The 15,258-nt window shown below is 34.1% G+C and carries 13 protein-coding genes; 9 read left to right on the plus strand and 4 right to left on the minus strand.

From position 1 onward, the window contains the following. Window positions 1–47 precede the first annotated feature (47 nt). On the plus strand, window positions 48–938 hold the full coding sequence (locus IE051_RS17005) for an aldose 1-epimerase family protein (protein WP_189362617.1): 891 nt from the start codon (window positions 48–50) through the stop codon (window positions 936–938). Window positions 939–976: 38 nt separating this feature from the next. Then, on the plus strand, window positions 977–2,329 hold the full coding sequence (locus tag IE051_RS17010) for a DEAD/DEAH box helicase (protein ID WP_189362618.1): 1,353 nt from the start codon (window positions 977–979) through the stop codon (window positions 2,327–2,329). Window positions 2,330–2,356: 27 nt separating this feature from the next. Here the strand turns inward: IE051_RS17010 and IE051_RS17015 are convergent, their stop codons facing one another. Both IE051_RS17015 and IE051_RS17020 read right to left on the minus strand, forming a co-directional pair. Next, on the minus strand, window positions 2,357–3,112 hold the full coding sequence (locus tag IE051_RS17015; protein ID WP_189362619.1) for an alpha/beta hydrolase: 756 nt from the start codon (window positions 3,110–3,112) through the stop codon (window positions 2,357–2,359). A gap of 157 nt (window positions 3,113–3,269) precedes the next feature. Next, on the minus strand, window positions 3,270–3,656 hold the full coding sequence (locus tag IE051_RS17020; RefSeq protein WP_229796858.1) for a MotA/TolQ/ExbB proton channel family protein: 387 nt from the start codon (window positions 3,654–3,656) through the stop codon (window positions 3,270–3,272). Window positions 3,657–3,855: 199 nt separating this feature from the next. Between IE051_RS17020 and IE051_RS17025 the strand changes: the two genes are divergently transcribed. Beyond that, a complete protein-coding gene (locus IE051_RS17025; RefSeq protein WP_189362621.1) occupies window positions 3,856–4,902 on the plus strand; it encodes a sensor histidine kinase in 1,047 nt (348 codons plus the stop codon). A 2-nt stretch (window positions 4,903–4,904) separates the two neighbouring features. Further along, window positions 4,905–5,621 carry a LytR/AlgR family response regulator transcription factor gene (locus IE051_RS17030; protein WP_189362622.1) on the plus strand — a complete coding sequence of 239 codons (717 nt, stop codon included), beginning with the start codon at window positions 4,905–4,907 and terminating at the stop codon, window positions 5,619–5,621. A gap of 126 nt (window positions 5,622–5,747) precedes the next feature. Here IE051_RS17030 and IE051_RS17035 read toward each other — a convergent pair whose 3' ends face one another. Next, window positions 5,748–8,366, minus strand: coding sequence for an MGH1-like glycoside hydrolase domain-containing protein (locus IE051_RS17035; RefSeq protein WP_189362623.1), 2,619 nt, complete (start codon window positions 8,364–8,366; stop codon window positions 5,748–5,750). Window positions 8,367–9,069: 703 nt separating this feature from the next. Here IE051_RS17035 and IE051_RS17040 point away from each other — a divergent pair. Continuing rightward, entirely contained in the window at window positions 9,070–10,785 is a 1,716-nt protein-coding gene (locus IE051_RS17040) for a hypothetical protein (protein ID WP_189362624.1), read from the plus strand. Between the two features lie 7 nt (window positions 10,786–10,792). Here IE051_RS17040 and IE051_RS17045 read toward each other — a convergent pair whose 3' ends face one another. After that, entirely contained in the window at window positions 10,793–10,933 is a 141-nt protein-coding gene (locus tag IE051_RS17045; protein WP_189362625.1) for a hypothetical protein, read from the minus strand. A gap of 331 nt (window positions 10,934–11,264) precedes the next feature. Here IE051_RS17045 and IE051_RS17050 point away from each other — a divergent pair, with 331 nt between their 5' ends. The 4 genes from IE051_RS17050 to IE051_RS17065 are packed head-to-tail and all read left to right on the plus strand — an operon-like array spanning window position 11,265 to window position 15,255. Beyond that, on the plus strand, window positions 11,265–11,711 hold the full coding sequence (locus IE051_RS17050; RefSeq protein WP_189362626.1) for a potassium channel family protein: 447 nt from the start codon (window positions 11,265–11,267) through the stop codon (window positions 11,709–11,711). A 4-nt stretch (window positions 11,712–11,715) separates the two neighbouring features. Continuing rightward, window positions 11,716–12,855, plus strand: coding sequence for an HlyD family secretion protein (locus tag IE051_RS17055; RefSeq protein WP_189362627.1), 1,140 nt, complete (start codon window positions 11,716–11,718; stop codon window positions 12,853–12,855). Then, window positions 12,845–13,885 carry a DUF2955 domain-containing protein gene (locus IE051_RS17060; RefSeq protein ID WP_189362628.1) on the plus strand — a complete coding sequence of 347 codons (1,041 nt, stop codon included), beginning with the start codon at window positions 12,845–12,847 and terminating at the stop codon, window positions 13,883–13,885. The genes IE051_RS17055 and IE051_RS17060 overlap by 11 nt, the downstream gene beginning before the upstream one ends. Continuing rightward, entirely contained in the window at window positions 13,882–15,255 is a 1,374-nt protein-coding gene (locus IE051_RS17065; protein ID WP_189362629.1) for an efflux transporter outer membrane subunit, read from the plus strand. The genes IE051_RS17060 and IE051_RS17065 overlap by 4 nt, the downstream gene beginning before the upstream one ends. Window positions 15,256–15,258 lie beyond the last annotated feature (3 nt).

Below are 15,258 nucleotides of genomic sequence, written 5' to 3' on the forward strand. Positions count from 1 at the left end.
ACTTAAAAAATTAAGATTTTTGTAAATAAGTTTAAAAGTGAAATACAATGTATACCCTAAAGAATGATATCTTAAAAATTGCCGTAAAAAAAACCGGCGCCGAACTATGTAAAATAGAAAGTATTAAAAACAATATAGATTTCATTTGGAATGCCAATCCTGATATTTGGGGAAGCTTTGCTCCTAACCTATTTCCAATTATTGGTGCTTTAAAAGATGATACCTATTTTTTAAAAAACAAAACTTATAAGCTACCAAAACACGGTTTCGTTAGACATAACCAAGATATCATACTGGATAAGCAAACTGAAAACTGTTTAAGTTTTAAACTCACGAATAACGCTTCTTTATTACAAGTCTATCCTTTTAAATTTGAGTTTTATATAGCGTTTAAACTCATTGATAATACGCTTGAAGTTTGTCACACTATTAAAAACATAGATGACCAACCTATTTATTTTTCAGTTGGAGGTCATCCGGCATTTAAATGTCCTGTTTTTGACAACGAATCTTATGATGATTACAGCATAGAATTTGAACACATTGAAAGTTCAAAAACACATCTCATTAATATGGAAAATGGGCTTATTTCTTCAAAAACAAAATCCGTCTTTAATGATTCCAAAACACTGCCACTCAGGCATGATTTATTTAATGAAGACGCACTCATTTTCAAAGATTTAAAATCAAAAAAAGTGAGCCTAAAAAGTAATCTAAACGGTGAAATATTATCCGTTAGTTACCATGATTTTGACTATTTAGGTATTTGGGCCAAGCCCAATGGGGATTATGTCTGTATAGAACCTTGGCTAGGTATTGCCGATCATGAAGACACCAATCAAGACTTAACAACCAAAGAGGGGATAATAAAACTTGAAGCAGAAAATACCTTTAAGGCAAGTTATAGTATTGAAATTAGCAAAGCGCATTTACTATAAAATAATAAGCTTAACTTTGCGTCTTATCAGTGACACCTATGACTTTTCAAGATTTAAATTTAAATACGCCACTTTATAATGCTTTAGACGATTTGGGCTTTACAACGCCCACGCCGATACAAGAACAAGCCTTTAATGTGGTGGCATCTGGAAGAGATGTGGTTGGTATTGCCCAAACAGGTACTGGTAAAACCTTCGCCTATATGTTGCCTATTCTTAAAAACCTAAAGTTTTCAAAACAGGACAACCCAAGAGTACTCGTATTGGTGCCAACTAGAGAACTTGTGGTTCAAGTGGTTGATGAGATTGAAAAGCTTTCCAAATACATTAATAATCGTGTATTAGGGGTTTATGGCGGTACCAATATTAACACTCAAAAACAAGCCATAGCGCAAGGCATTGATATTCTGGTAGCTACCCCAGGTCGTTTGTATGACCTTGCTTTAACACGGGTTTTACAGCTAAAGTCCATTCAAAAACTGGTCATTGATGAAGTAGATGTTATGTTAGATTTAGGGTTTCGACACCAATTGATTAATATTTTTGATATTCTTCCAGAGCGTAGACAAAACATCATGTTTTCAGCAACTATGACCCAAGATGTAGATTTGTTAATCAATGACTTTTTTAAAAAACCTGAACGCGTGTCTATTGCCGTTTCTGGTACTCCCCTAGATAATATAAAGCAAATACGTTATAACGTTCCTAATTTTTATACCAAAGTTAATCTGTTAGTCCAATTACTTCAGGATACTGATCAGTATAATAAAGTTTTAATTTTTGTGGCATTTAAGCGCATGGCTGACCGTTTGTTTGAAAAGCTAGACGAATATTTCAAAGAAGAACTTTGTGTGATTCACTCAAACAAAACACAAAATTACAGACTGCGCAGCATAGAACAATTTAGAAATGGCGAAAACCGCATTTTAATCGCTACTGATGTTATGGCTCGTGGTTTAGATATTGACAACGTAAGTCACGTTATTAATTTTGATACGCCTGAGTATGCTGAAAACTATATGCACCGTATTGGTAGAACGGGGCGTGCAGAACGGGAAGGTGAGGCTTTGGTTTTTTCTACAGAAAAAGAACAGGATGCCATTGAAAATATTGAGTCTTTAATGAAAATGTCTATCCCTGTATTGGAAATACCTGAAGATGTTGAAATATCTACGGATCTCATTGAAGAAGAACGTCCGCAAATTAGAGAACGAAACAACCCTACCAAACGAAAAGATGAAGATGCTCCAGGGCCTGCTTTTCATGAGAAATCAGAAAAGAATTCTAAAGAAAACTTAGGAGGTTCTTATAAATTTAAAATAGCTGCTAAATATAAAAAGCCTAAGACTAGAGGTGACAAAAACTACAATAAACGAAATAAAAAGAAATAGATTTTAATACCCATTCTTCGTTTTTACTTATTTAGCTTCAATTCCTTTTAACATATTTACAAATGCTTCAGGAGCGGACCATTGCGCATTATGGTTAGCTTGTAGCTGAAGCGTAGGCCATTTTTTTTCATCAGCTCGCTGGAATTGAGAATAAAAGTCATCATTTTTCGGATAAGCACCTTTGTCTACTGTAAGTATGTATGTTGTATTCATTTTGAACCTATCTGGATTTTTTAATGAGATTCTATCCGTCCATGTTTTCAATGGATGCGGCACATCTTTAGGCGGCAATTCGCCTTCTGGAACCCAAGGAGGAACGATAAATCCATTCAATTCATCTAATTCGCTTTTTTTAATACCTCGAATGGAAACTACACTTTCATTATCTTCAGGAACGAAAGCATCAATATAAACAAGTTTAGCAATTCTCTCAGGGATACTATCTGCCACACCAGTAACTACCATACCCCCATAACTATGTCCAACTAAAATAATATTATTAAGCTCTTCATAAAGAATGGTGTTTACAACATCTTTAATATGTGTATCCAAACCAACATCTAAAGTTGCTAAGTGCACGCGTTCTCCTTGTCCAGTTAAGGTAGGTCGATAGACTATACTACCTGTTTCTGTAAGAAGGGAATCTACTTTTTTAAAGACCCAACCGCCTCCCCAAGCGCCATGAACAATAACATAGTTAGGTTTTGAACTGCGTTGTGAAAACCCGGGCTGATAAGAAATTACGAGAACTAATAAAATCAAAAATGCTTTATACTGTTTCATAATTCTTATATTTTAAAAATGATATTATCAAGTATATCAAATGATGGACTAAGTTATCTTAATTTCACTAAAATCGACTTTTTCCTATTAGACATAAGCAATAAACCGCCTTTTATTAATATGAAAAGCGGTTTTATAACAACATCCTAACAATGCACTAATTCCTTTGCAAAGCCTTTAAAATAATAATTCCTATTCTAGGTAAAATGAAAGTAATACAGCCAAAAACTGTTGTTAAAAATGCAACTTTAAGTCCGCTGGCCATCATCCCTTGACTTACATCTCCAAGCGCACTAATGGCATCAAAGGCCATAATCATTCCTATTATAGAGCCTAAAAGTCCAAATACAAGTCCTAAAATACTAATATCTGAAGCTAGGCTTGTCATTTTCTTAGATTTAACTTCATCCTTTTTTACATTTAAAAAGGCTATCACAATACAAATTAGTGCAAGTATTAGGCAAATTAAAATAAGAGACATAAATAATGGACCGCCTTCCATGAATCGATCAACAAACGGATTAACTAATAAAATTGATAACATTAACATAATAAATGGTTTTGATTAAACTTGATACAAACATAAAAATCAAATACACCTCCTAAATAAAAATGCGACGGTCAACCAAATTAACAACTTTTTTAACCAAAAGCTAAATCAGGCCTAAAAACAGTCATTCGTCTACAAAACAAATACACCTACTAAAAATATAGTATTATTGTAATGAGGTTAGTTTATTACAATGAAAAAACTCATTTTAAATAAAATTGGTCAAATATTACTACACACCTTATTCTGGTGTGCAGTGCTTCTATTTTACACCTATTTTTTCGGCTTTGATAGTAGTGATTTCAACTATGTGTTTTCATTCTCATTATTTTTGATGCCTATTACCATAGCGACCACCTATGTTGCTATTTATAATCTCATCCCCATCTACTTAATAAAAAAACGATATGGCCGCTTTGCCTTGTATAGTTTTTTTACACTGGTTATTTCGGCTTTCCTAATTATAGTATCTGTTTTTTACGGACTTATTTACCTCTCAAATTTCCAATATGATAATATGGCTCCTATAAGCCGGAGTTTAATATTTGTAGCAACTGCGGTGTATCTCATAGTTATTATAGTTAGCGCATTTAAATTACTAAAACTTAATTTGAAGCATACGCAAGAAGCTAAAAAACTAGAAACTAAAATTTTAGAAACGCAACTAAAATTAAAAGAACAGGAATTGAATTATTTAAAGATGCAAATTCATCCGCATTTTTTATTTAACACCTTAAATACCATGTACGGGTTTGCCTTAAAGAAAGCAGACGAAACCCCAGAAATGATTCTGAAACTGTCTAACCTGCTAGATTACTTATTGTATCAAGTAGACAAGCCTTTTGTTTTATTAACAGATGACATTAATCATATTAATGATTATATTGAATTAGAAAAAATGCGATTTAATGATACCTTAAATATTACGTTTCATAAAGAGCATATAAGTCATGATAAACAAATAGCGCCCATGTTACTTTTGCCTTTTATTGAGAACAGCTTTAAACATGGTACATTAAACAAAGGCGTATTAGATATCAATATAACCCTTTCTTGTGATGCTAAAAATATCTATTTTCATATTGAAAACACCAGTAAAAATCATGACACAACATCAAAAGGTATCGGTTTAGAAAATATAAAAAAACGTTTAGACCTACTTTATAAAAACCAATACAGCCTTAACATCCAGAATAGTAATAACCGGTTTAAAATTGATTTAAAAATAGAATCTGTATAAATATGCAACAGGAGAAAGACATACGCTGCATGATTGTTGATGATGAATCGATTGCTCGAGAAGTCATTAGCACGCACCTATCAAAAATTCCAAACACCAAGCTTATTGCTAGTTGCAGCAGTGCTATAGAAGCCTTTAATTGTTTAAGAACACAAACCATTGATTTGGTTTTCTTGGATATCAATATGCCTGAGATGTCGGGGATTTCCTTTGCCAAAGCAATTAATAAAGAGGTTAAAATAATTTTCACAACAGCATACCGAGATTTTGCCATCGAAGGATTTGAACTTCGAGCTGTTGACTATTTACTCAAACCTATTTCTTTTGAGCGATTGGTTAAAGCAGTGAACAACTATTTTGACACTTATGTGGATGATAAAACCACAAATACCAATGAACAAAACAGTCATGATTTTATGTTTGTTAGAGCAGATAGGCGCATGTTAAAAATTGACTTTGATTCCATAATTTATGTTGAAAGTTATAGTGATTATATTAAAATACATTTACCAAACCAAACAGTGGTTACTCGAGAAACCATAAGCGCAGTGGAAGCCAAACTCCCTAAAAGTAAATTTCTAAGGATTCATAGATCCTACATTATATCCTTAAAGCATATTTCATCGTTTACTAACGAAGAAATTACCATTAATAACACGGCTTTAACGATAAGTAGAAGCTATAAAAAAGAAGTATTGCAAATCTTAGAAACATACTAACCCCTCATGGTTTTAAGTGACATTTAGCATACTATAAAATCTTAAATATAAAAGGGAATCGATACTTAATCCATTCCCTTTTTAACAGTAAAAAAATCATGCTCAGCGCTTTAATCAGTGCTATTTCTACTCATCCAGTTCCATAATGAGGTTAGCAATTAAAGCCGTCCAACCTGTTTGATGTGATGCCCCTAGACCTCTACCGTTGTCTCCATCAAAAAACTCATAAAAGAAATGTTCATTCTTAAAATGTTCATCTTTAGTAAACAACTTATCTGCATCATCAGAATGGTATTGCGCTTTACCTTCATCATTAGGTTCAAAAAGCTTTATAAGTCGTTTACTTATTTCATTAGCAATCTGCTTTAAATTAAGCTTATTTCCAGATCCTGTTGGGAATTCATAAACGTAAGTTGGTCCGTAAAACTCATAATACTTTCTCAAAGATTGTACAATCATATAATTTAAAGGCATCCAAATGGGGCCACGCCAATTGGAATTACCGCCAAACATATTTGACCTGCTTTCGCCCGATTCATATTGGATTTGATGATAGCCATGATGCACGAATACAAAAGGATGTTTTTCATGATATTTTGAAAGTGAACGAATACCATATTCTGATAAGAACTCCTCTTCATCTAATAGGCGCTTTAGTAGATGTTCCAACCTAAACCCGCGCATGATAGAGAATAAATGATTACCATCTGCATTAGCTTCTTCTATATTGGAAATTAAAGAGGCTAAATCAGGGCGTGTTCTCACAATATTAGCGGCTCTTACTTTAAATTCTTGAAGCTGTTCATAAAGATCTTCATGTATGATTTCTACGGCAAACATTGGGATTATACCCACTAAGGAGCGTACTCTTAATCTATCGGTAACACCACTTGCCATTTCTACTACATCATAATAAAATTTATCTTCATCATCCCACAGGGATATATCTCTTTTCCCGATATGGTGCATGGCCCATGCAATATTTAAAAAGTGTCTAAAAAACTTAGAAACCGACTCTTCATGTATTTTATTGGTTTTTGCCAATTCAAGAGACATGCGCATCATATTTAAGGCAAACATGGCCATCCAACTTGTGGCATCAGCTTGCTGCATTCTTGTGATACCTTGGGGCATATGATTACGATCAAAAACGCCAATATTATCTAAACCTAAAAAACCACCTTCAAATAAATCGGTTCCATTTTTATCTTTTTGGTTGACCCACCACGTAAAATTAATGAGTAACTTTTGAAATGCTTTTTCCAAAAACTTAGTATCCCCCTTACCTGTTTGCAGCTTATCTTTCTCATAAACATTCCAAACCGCCCAAGAATGCACCGGTGGATTGACATCACTAAAATTCCATTCATAAGCTGGAATTTGACCATTAGGATGCATGTAGTTTTCCTGTAACACTAAGAGTAACTGTTCTTTGGCGAAATAAGGGTCAATTTCAACAAAGGAGGCCATATGAAACGCAAGATCCCAAGCGGCATACCAAGGATACTCCCATTTATCGGGCATAGAAATAACATGCCTGTTGGTGAGGTGTTGCCAGCTATAATTTCTTAGATTATGCCGTTCTGGTTTTGATTCACCAGGGCCACCAAACAACCATTTAAATACATCATTATAATAAAACTGCTTGGTCCAGAGCAAACCTGAAAAGGCCTTTTTAGCAATATTCCTCTGTGTCTCTGGTATTTTTTTGTCTATTATATTGTTATAAAATTCTTCGCATTCCCGAATTCTATCATCAAAAATAGAATCAAAATCCGCCCAAGGATCAGCAATTTTCCTTTTCTTTAAACGAATTCTTATACTTTTTTCTTCACCAGCTTTCAAGTTTAATTTATACCAAACTGCAAACTTAGAACCCGTTTTTTTCGGATTTACAGTGGGTTCTCCATGAATAACATGATCGTTTATACCATCCTTAACATATTCAACTTCATTTGCATAATTATAAATCCTTTGGTTATTGGTCTCATTTTCACAAAATAACTGTTCACCACCTGCGTGGTGTAGATAATAACGTCCATTTCTTACACTTCGAGATAGGACACAATCATCTTGAATAGCTTTCATGCTTGGGCGCTCAAACCGTTCATTATGCTTCCAAAAATTTCTAAACCATAGGTGCGGTAAAACATGAATATCTGCACTTTGTTTTCCTCTATTAACTACGGTTACTTTCATTAAAATATCATCAACATCAGCTTTGGCATACTCAATAAAACAGTCAAAATAATTACCGTCCTTAAAACATCCGGAATCTAATATTTCAAATTCATCTTCATCTCTACTTCTTTGGTTCTTATTTACAATATCTCCGTAAGGAAATTTCCCTTGGGGGTATTTATACAAATATTTACAATAAGCATGTGTTGGTGAGGATACTTGATGAAAATACAACTCCTTAACATCTTCCCCATGATTTCCTTGATTATTAGTTAAACCAAAAAGGCGTTCCTTTAAAATATCGTCTTTTCCATTCCAAAATGCTGGGGCCATGCAGAGTATTTCTCTAGAATCCGTAAATCCTCCAATTCCTTCCTCTCCCCATCTATAGGCATTACTTCTGGCCTTATCATGATCAACAAACTCCCATGCTTCACCATATAAACTATAATCTTCTCGTACCGTTCCCCATTGCCGCTCTGCTAAATAGGGTCCCCATTTTTTCCATTTCCTATAAGAATTAGAACTTGCCAACCGTTCTGCTTCCTGTCCTTTTTTAGTCATACTTTCATTTTTAGTTTATCAAAAAACTTCCATGGCATTGCCTTAAACAACAACCATTAATCCAAATGAAATATCTCAAGAATAAATCGAAAATAATTAAAGAAGTTTTTCTAAATATAACAGAAAAAGAGCCTTCAAACAAGTGATTTTAGTTTATGGCTCACGAATTATTAAAATTAAATTTAAATTAATTTTTTGTGCCTTTATGTGAAAAAACACCTTAATTTTTATTGAACTTAATAAAAAAACCCTTTGCTCTCTCAAGAAAAGGGTCTAATTAATGTAGAGAGCCTTCAGTACACAGAAAAAGTAACCAACCAAAATTAACCCTAACTAAAGTTAATCCCACGCACTTTTAGAACTCTCTACAATACCTCAAATAACTTAATTTGTAAAAACTTTGACCCTAATGGAATCTTCTTTTAGCTACCTTTTACGATGGTAGATGATTTTTAGTGAAAGCTTTTAGTCTAAGTAACAATTATGGTAAATTCTTTTACTAAAGTCCCCTAACAACATTTAATACAGATAGTTTCCAATCCTTTTTTGCGTTTAAATATCATGCTTTAAAGCCATGTTTATTACAAACCAAAAGTTGTAAATACAGTCTTAATTAAATAAAAAAGTACAAACAATTAATTATCCTTATCAAATTTAGTAAATTGTAACAACAATAACATGTTCAAAATCAATTATTTAAACCATGAAAAAAGGAATTATAATTTTCTTCACATTAAGCTTATTTTTTTCTTGTAAAAACTCCAAGGAAGAACCTCAGACTATTATCATTAGAAAATCACCTAATTCTAAATACACTTGCATCCCTCCAACTACCGATGCAGATTGGTACAAAAAGGATAATATTGCACCTCTTTTAGATGGTTATGATGTTATAGATTACCCTATAACAACGAGTAATCCATTAGTGCAACGCTATTTTAATCAAGGGTTGGCTTTGGCTTATGCTTTTAATCATGCTGAGGCGGCTAGATCATTTCATTACGCTACAAGAATTGACCCCAATTGTGCTATGGCATTTTGGGGACTTGCCTATGTCTTGGGGCCTAACTACAATGCAGGAATGGAACCCGATAACTACGGACGCGCTTTTAAAGCCATTGAAAAAGCCAAATCCCTTGCTCAGAATTCTACAAAAAAAGAACAAGAAATCATTGAAGCCACGGCCATACGTTATTCGCCTGAACCTCCTGAAGATAGAAGTCAATTAGATCTCAATTACTCAAAAGCCTTAAAATTACTCCAGAAAAAATATCCTGACGACGTTGAAATTGGAACACTATATGTTGAATCTTTGATGAATGTACATCCATGGGACTTATATAATCATGCTGGAGAAGCCAAACCTTGGACTCATGAAATTGTTAATCAATTGGAATACCTAATTAAAAAAAACCCAAAACATCCTGGAGCCCATCATTTTTACATCCATGCTGTTGAATCTTCTAATACCCCAGAACGCTCAAATGAATCGGCAAAAGCCTTTGATAATGGTTTAGTTCCTGGTTCAGGACATCTATTACATATGCCTTCACATACTTACATTAGGACAGGAGAATATCATAAAGGCACTTTATCGAATATTGCCTCAGTAAAAGCAGATAGTTCATATATAAGTACCTGCCATGCCCAAGGGGCCTATCCATTAGCTTATTACCCGCATAACTATCATTTTATGGCAGCCACAGCAACGCTAGAGGGCAATAAGCATTGGGCTATGATTGGTGCGAATAAAGTTTCAAAACTTGTCCACCCGGAAATTATGAAAGAACCCGGATGGGGAACCTTACAACACTACTATACTATCCCTTATTACATAGCAGTAAAGTTCAAAATGTGGGATGAAATTCTAGAAATGAGCTTAGACACCTACCAATTAAATTATGTACAAGCCATTCAACATTATGCCCAAGGTATGGCATATTTGGGTCAGAAAAACATGAAACAGGCTAAAATTGAATTAACGGCCCTTGATGCACTTGCTAAAGATGAAAGTATGAAAAGCATTAGCATTTGGGAAATCAATACGGTCTATGATCTTGTACAAATTGCCAAAAATGTTTTGGAAGCAGAAATTCTAGCGGAAGAAGGGCAAGTTGACAAAAGTATTATCATTTTAAAAGAAACCGTTGCAATGGAAGATGCCCTAAATTATAATGAACCTCCCGATTGGTTTTTTTCGATTAGGCATCACCTAGGTGCCATTCAATTACAAGCCAAATTATACGAAGATGCTATTGTGACTTATAAGGCAGATTTAAAAAAATTTCCTAAAAACGGATGGGCACAACACGGCTTAAAAGAAGCTTATAGTGGATTAAATGATTTAAAAAGTCTTGCACAGGTAAACACTGATTTGGATGAAAGCTGGGCACATGCTGACTATAAAATTGAATACTGATAACTAACTACTTAGCCAGTTTAAAATTAAAATTGGAGTTAAACTTTAATTCAGCATGGTTTTTAGGGGTATTCATTCCGGTATACCATCCAAAACCCAAAAAGGGATTTAGTGTCTGCCTAAAAGTTATTTTTCGTCTTGTTTTCATGATTGTTGATTTTTGATTGATTTATATTCTATATTGTATAGACGACCTTATTTAAAAAATGTTACTAAAAATTGAAACTATTATATAGTTTCCGAATAATGCTTTACATCTTAAAGAGAATTAGGCCTTTCTACAAGTGCTCATTTCTTAAAGCATAAAAGAGGTTATCCAAAAAGTTAAAAAGAAAATCTAAATTCAAGATAAACTTTTAATCAAAAGTAATATCGTAAAACATGTTACTAATAATGGGCTTTATAGGTCTAAAACCATTTTAAAACTTTATCAAATAGTTTCAATCGAATTCATATATTTGAAATAACAATCAAATATTATGGTCTTAAACATTACTATTGGCGTTATAATTATTGGAATTACCATATTAATTCATGGTTATGGCACTTTTTATTGGGTAAAAATTCTAGCTAAAAATTTTCAAGACAATCAAAAGCATTTCTTAAACACAAAAATTACTTGGTTTCTTATTTATACCGCAATTTATTTGTTGGCTTTAAACTTTATTGAAGCCATAATTTGGGGCGTTACCTATTATATCTTGCCAGGAATTTCTGAATTTGAAAGTTTAGAAAAGGCTATTTATTTCTCTTTAGTCACATTTACAACCCTAGGTTATGGAGAAATAACAATAAGTTCAAATAATAGAATATTAGCCGGACTTGAAGCCATGGATGGCGTATTATTATTAGGTTGGACAACAGCAATTATGTTTTCAGTCCTTCAATATAGCATCAAGAACCTATTTCAAAATAAGGAAAATTAATACTATGGCTACTGAAACCGATTCTATACCGAATAACGAAGAACAAGCACAAGAAGATGCTTCCAATAAAAAAGAACAGAAGAGCCCAATTAAACTTATAACAAGAATTGTATTAATTGTTTCTTTATTATTTTTTGTTTGGTATATTTTAGCTGAGAGACACACACCATATACAGATCAAGCAAGAATTAAAGGCTTAGTTACACCTGTAACATCACGAGTATCAGGTAATATTATTGACGTCCGTATTAAACTTCATACCAATGTAAAAGCCGGAGACACTTTATTTTTAATTGACCCATCCCCCTTTGAAATAGCTGTTTTAAAAGCTGAAGCTAATATAGATAATGCCGTACAATCTGTGGCTGCGAGTTCGTCTTCTGTAAAATCGGCAGCCGGAAAACTAGGAGTAGCCAAAGCCCAATTAGAACGTGCTCAAAGGAATTGGAATCGTGTAGAAAAAGTGATGCGGGAAAATGCTGGGGCCTTATCTGAATCTGATAAAGACCAATCGGAAACCGCCTTATTGCAAGCCACTGAACAAGTAGCCTCTTCCCAAGCTAATTTGGATAGGGCAAAACAGTCATTAGGTGATTCTGGTCCAGATAACCCAAAAATAAGGACTGCCATACAAGAATTAGAAAAAGCACAATTGGATTTGGCCTTTACTGCAATTATTGCTCCCACAGATGGTGTCATTGAGAGTTTTGATATTGACTTGGGTTATTATGCCTCTGCTGGTCAGCCCTTAACCACTTTAATATCTAACTCTGATGTATGGATTCAAGCCGATATGAAAGAAAATAATCTATCACTTCTAAAAGTGGGAGACCCCGTAAAATACACCTTTGATATTGCACCTGGTGTTATTTATGAAGGACATGTGAGAAGCCTAGGTTATGGTGTTAGTGCAGATCAGACAAATAAAGGCGGATTACCAACAATCAATAGTAAAAACTCATGGTTAAGAGATCCACAGCGATTCCCGGTCATCATTAGTTTTGACAGCATTGCAACCCAAGAAGTCCCAATTAGACTGGGAGGTCAAGTGGATGTTGTAGCTTATACAGGAAACAGTTGGATATTGAATGCTATTGCATCATTCCGCATTAAATTTAATTCTTGGCTATCCTATGTTAGGTAAACCTTCTTACTTATTATTATCTAAGTATGACTGGGCGAATTCTAGACCTGTAATGCGCTATGTGCTTGGCATAACCTTTATCCTATTTGTCAGTTCAATTCTTAACTATCCACTTTCTTATTTAACAACAGTCTTAGCCTTAGGTTATATTGCACCTGGGGCAAAACCCGTTACAGTAAAACAAGGCTTATCTTTTGTTCTAATCTTAATACTCATTAATCTTATCACCTACGTATTTAGTGCTTATTTTAAGGACTACCCATTGGTTTTTATGCCGTTGATAGCCTTAGGCATTTTATGGTTGTATTACACTAACAAGTTTCCTGGAATGGTTAAATTATTCGCCCTTGTCAGTCTTTTAGTGATTCCTTTATTATCGCTAGAACCTCAAGGCGTTAGCGGGTTTGTAGCCGTCAATTTAATTATGAATGCCTTTATGGCCATATTACTTACCTCTTTAGTCTTTTGGGTATTCCCATGGTCTGAATCTGATGAAGTCTTTGTGAAATCAAAAAACAACACAGAATTAAGTGAAGCAAGTCGCTTTAATTATGCTAGAAATATTTTATTAATCCTTCTACCGGTTTTACTTTTATTCTTTATTTTAAAACTCTCGGGAGGCCTATTAATATTAATATTCATAGCCATACTATCCATGAATCCTGTTTTGGCTAATGCCAAAGTTGGTGCTGTACTTATTGTGGCAAACCTATTAGGCGGTATTATGGCCATAGCAGCCTTTAAACTTTTAGTAATGGTACCTCTTTTAGTATTTATGTTATTACTTACTTTATTCGTGGGCTTTATTTTTGGCAATAAATTGTTTTCTAAAAGCAAGCTAGCGCCTATTTTTGGTACTGGATTTTCCACCTTTCTGCTCATCTTGGGTTCGGTTACATCCTCTAACTCGGAAGCAGGATCAGAGGTTTGGACTAGAGTCCTTCAAATATCCGTAGCTGTATTGTATGTGGTAATCGCCTTTAGAATTTTAGACCATTTTAAAACAAATAGAAAATTGAAATTACAATGAGACGAAATAAGCTTTATAATTTTGCCCTTATTATGGTTTCAATTTTGTTTGTTACTTCATGCAAAGTAGGTGAAGACTATGTTAGAGAAGAACAAAATCTGCCTTCAAGTTTTAGACAAGATACTTCTATAGACATGTCTATTGCAAATATACCCTGGTGGGAATTATTTAAAGATCCCGTTTTAGTAGAATTGGTTAATACCGCTTTAATCAATAATAAAAGTATTAATAGCGCATTGGCAAGGTTGAAGGAATCCTATTTATTTTACGAGATAGCAAGTGCAGACCTATACCCTAGTGTCAATTATGGTGTTGGGGCCACAACGAGTACAAATTCTAACACATCAGATTTTTCTAATTCCATTGGTGCTGGCGTTACCGCCTCTTATACGGTTGACCTTTGGCATAGAATTAGAAGTCTCAATGATGCCGCATTACAAGAGTTTTTAGCTACCGAAGAAGGTAACAGGGCACTAACAATAAATATAATCACCTCAATGGCCGTAGCCTATATATCACTCCGTGATTTGGACAATAGGTTACTTATTTCGGAAAAAACAGCAAAGAATTTCGCAGAGAACCTAGACGTCATGCAAGCCCGATATGATGGAGGCTTTGTAAATGAAGTTGATTTAACACAGTCGAAAATTCAATTAATCGAGGCCGAAGCAACCATTGCTACTTTGAATAGATCTAGAATTCAATTAGAAAATAGCATAAGTGTACTTTTGGGAACTACACCGAAACAAATACCAAGAGGTCTACCGTTACATGAACAAATATATTTACCCGAAGTTCCTGCAGGAATTCCATCAGAATTGATAAATAGAAGGCCTGACATTTTGCAAGCTGAACGTCAATTACAAGCGCAAACCATCAGGATAGGCATTGCTGAAGCACTAAAATACCCTTCGTTAACCATTAGCTTAAATATGGGAAGTCAATTATTGAATCCAACATCTATTTTCGGAGAATTAGGAGCGCAATTATTAGGACCTATTTTTAACGGAGGCCGAATAAAAAAAGGGGTTGAAATAGAAAAAGTAAGAACGGAACAATTATTATATAATTATCAATTAACGTATCTTACAGCATTAAAAGAAGTTGAAGATGCCCTCATTGCCCAAAATACGTATAATAAAGAATATATTTTACGGAAAGAGCAAATGGAATTGGCAACAAAGGCAGCTCAATTATCTTGGGTGAGGTATGACGGTGGTTTAACGAGTTATTTAGAAGTGTTAACCTTACAAGAGTCTCAATTTAATTCTGAACTCAGAGCGTCTTCCTCCCTAAAACAAGAAATATTATCAATTATAGAATTATATCAAGCGCTTGGCGGTGGTTGGTCAATTAATAACCCTAACTAATCA

The organism is Algibacter mikhailovii (assembly GCF_014651495.1).
In the GTDB taxonomy this organism is placed as follows: Bacteria; Bacteroidota; Bacteroidia; order Flavobacteriales; family Flavobacteriaceae; genus Algibacter_E; species Algibacter_E mikhailovii.

Coding starts and splice junctions, on each gene's coding strand:
- IE051_RS17005 (WP_189362617.1), top strand. CDS start 48: ATGTATACCCTAAAGAATGATATCTTAAAAATTGCCGTAAAAAAAACC.
- IE051_RS17010 (WP_189362618.1), top strand. CDS start 977: ATGACTTTTCAAGATTTAAATTTAAATACGCCACTTTATAATGCTTTA.
- IE051_RS17015 (WP_189362619.1), bottom strand. CDS start 3,112: ATGAAACAGTATAAAGCATTTTTGATTTTATTAGTTCTCGTAATTTCT.
- IE051_RS17020 (WP_229796858.1), bottom strand. CDS start 3,656: ATGTTATCAATTTTATTAGTTAATCCGTTTGTTGATCGATTCATGGAA.
- IE051_RS17025 (WP_189362621.1), top strand. CDS start 3,856: ATGAAAAAACTCATTTTAAATAAAATTGGTCAAATATTACTACACACC.
- IE051_RS17030 (WP_189362622.1), top strand. CDS start 4,905: ATGCAACAGGAGAAAGACATACGCTGCATGATTGTTGATGATGAATCG.
- IE051_RS17035 (WP_189362623.1), bottom strand. CDS start 8,366: ATGACTAAAAAAGGACAGGAAGCAGAACGGTTGGCAAGTTCTAATTCT.
- IE051_RS17040 (WP_189362624.1), top strand. CDS start 9,070: ATGAAAAAAGGAATTATAATTTTCTTCACATTAAGCTTATTTTTTTCT.
- IE051_RS17045 (WP_189362625.1), bottom strand. CDS start 10,933: ATGAAAACAAGACGAAAAATAACTTTTAGGCAGACACTAAATCCCTTT.
- IE051_RS17050 (WP_189362626.1), top strand. CDS start 11,265: ATGGTCTTAAACATTACTATTGGCGTTATAATTATTGGAATTACCATA.
- IE051_RS17055 (WP_189362627.1), top strand. CDS start 11,716: ATGGCTACTGAAACCGATTCTATACCGAATAACGAAGAACAAGCACAA.
- IE051_RS17060 (WP_189362628.1), top strand. CDS start 12,845: ATGTTAGGTAAACCTTCTTACTTATTATTATCTAAGTATGACTGGGCG.
- IE051_RS17065 (WP_189362629.1), top strand. CDS start 13,882: ATGAGACGAAATAAGCTTTATAATTTTGCCCTTATTATGGTTTCAATT.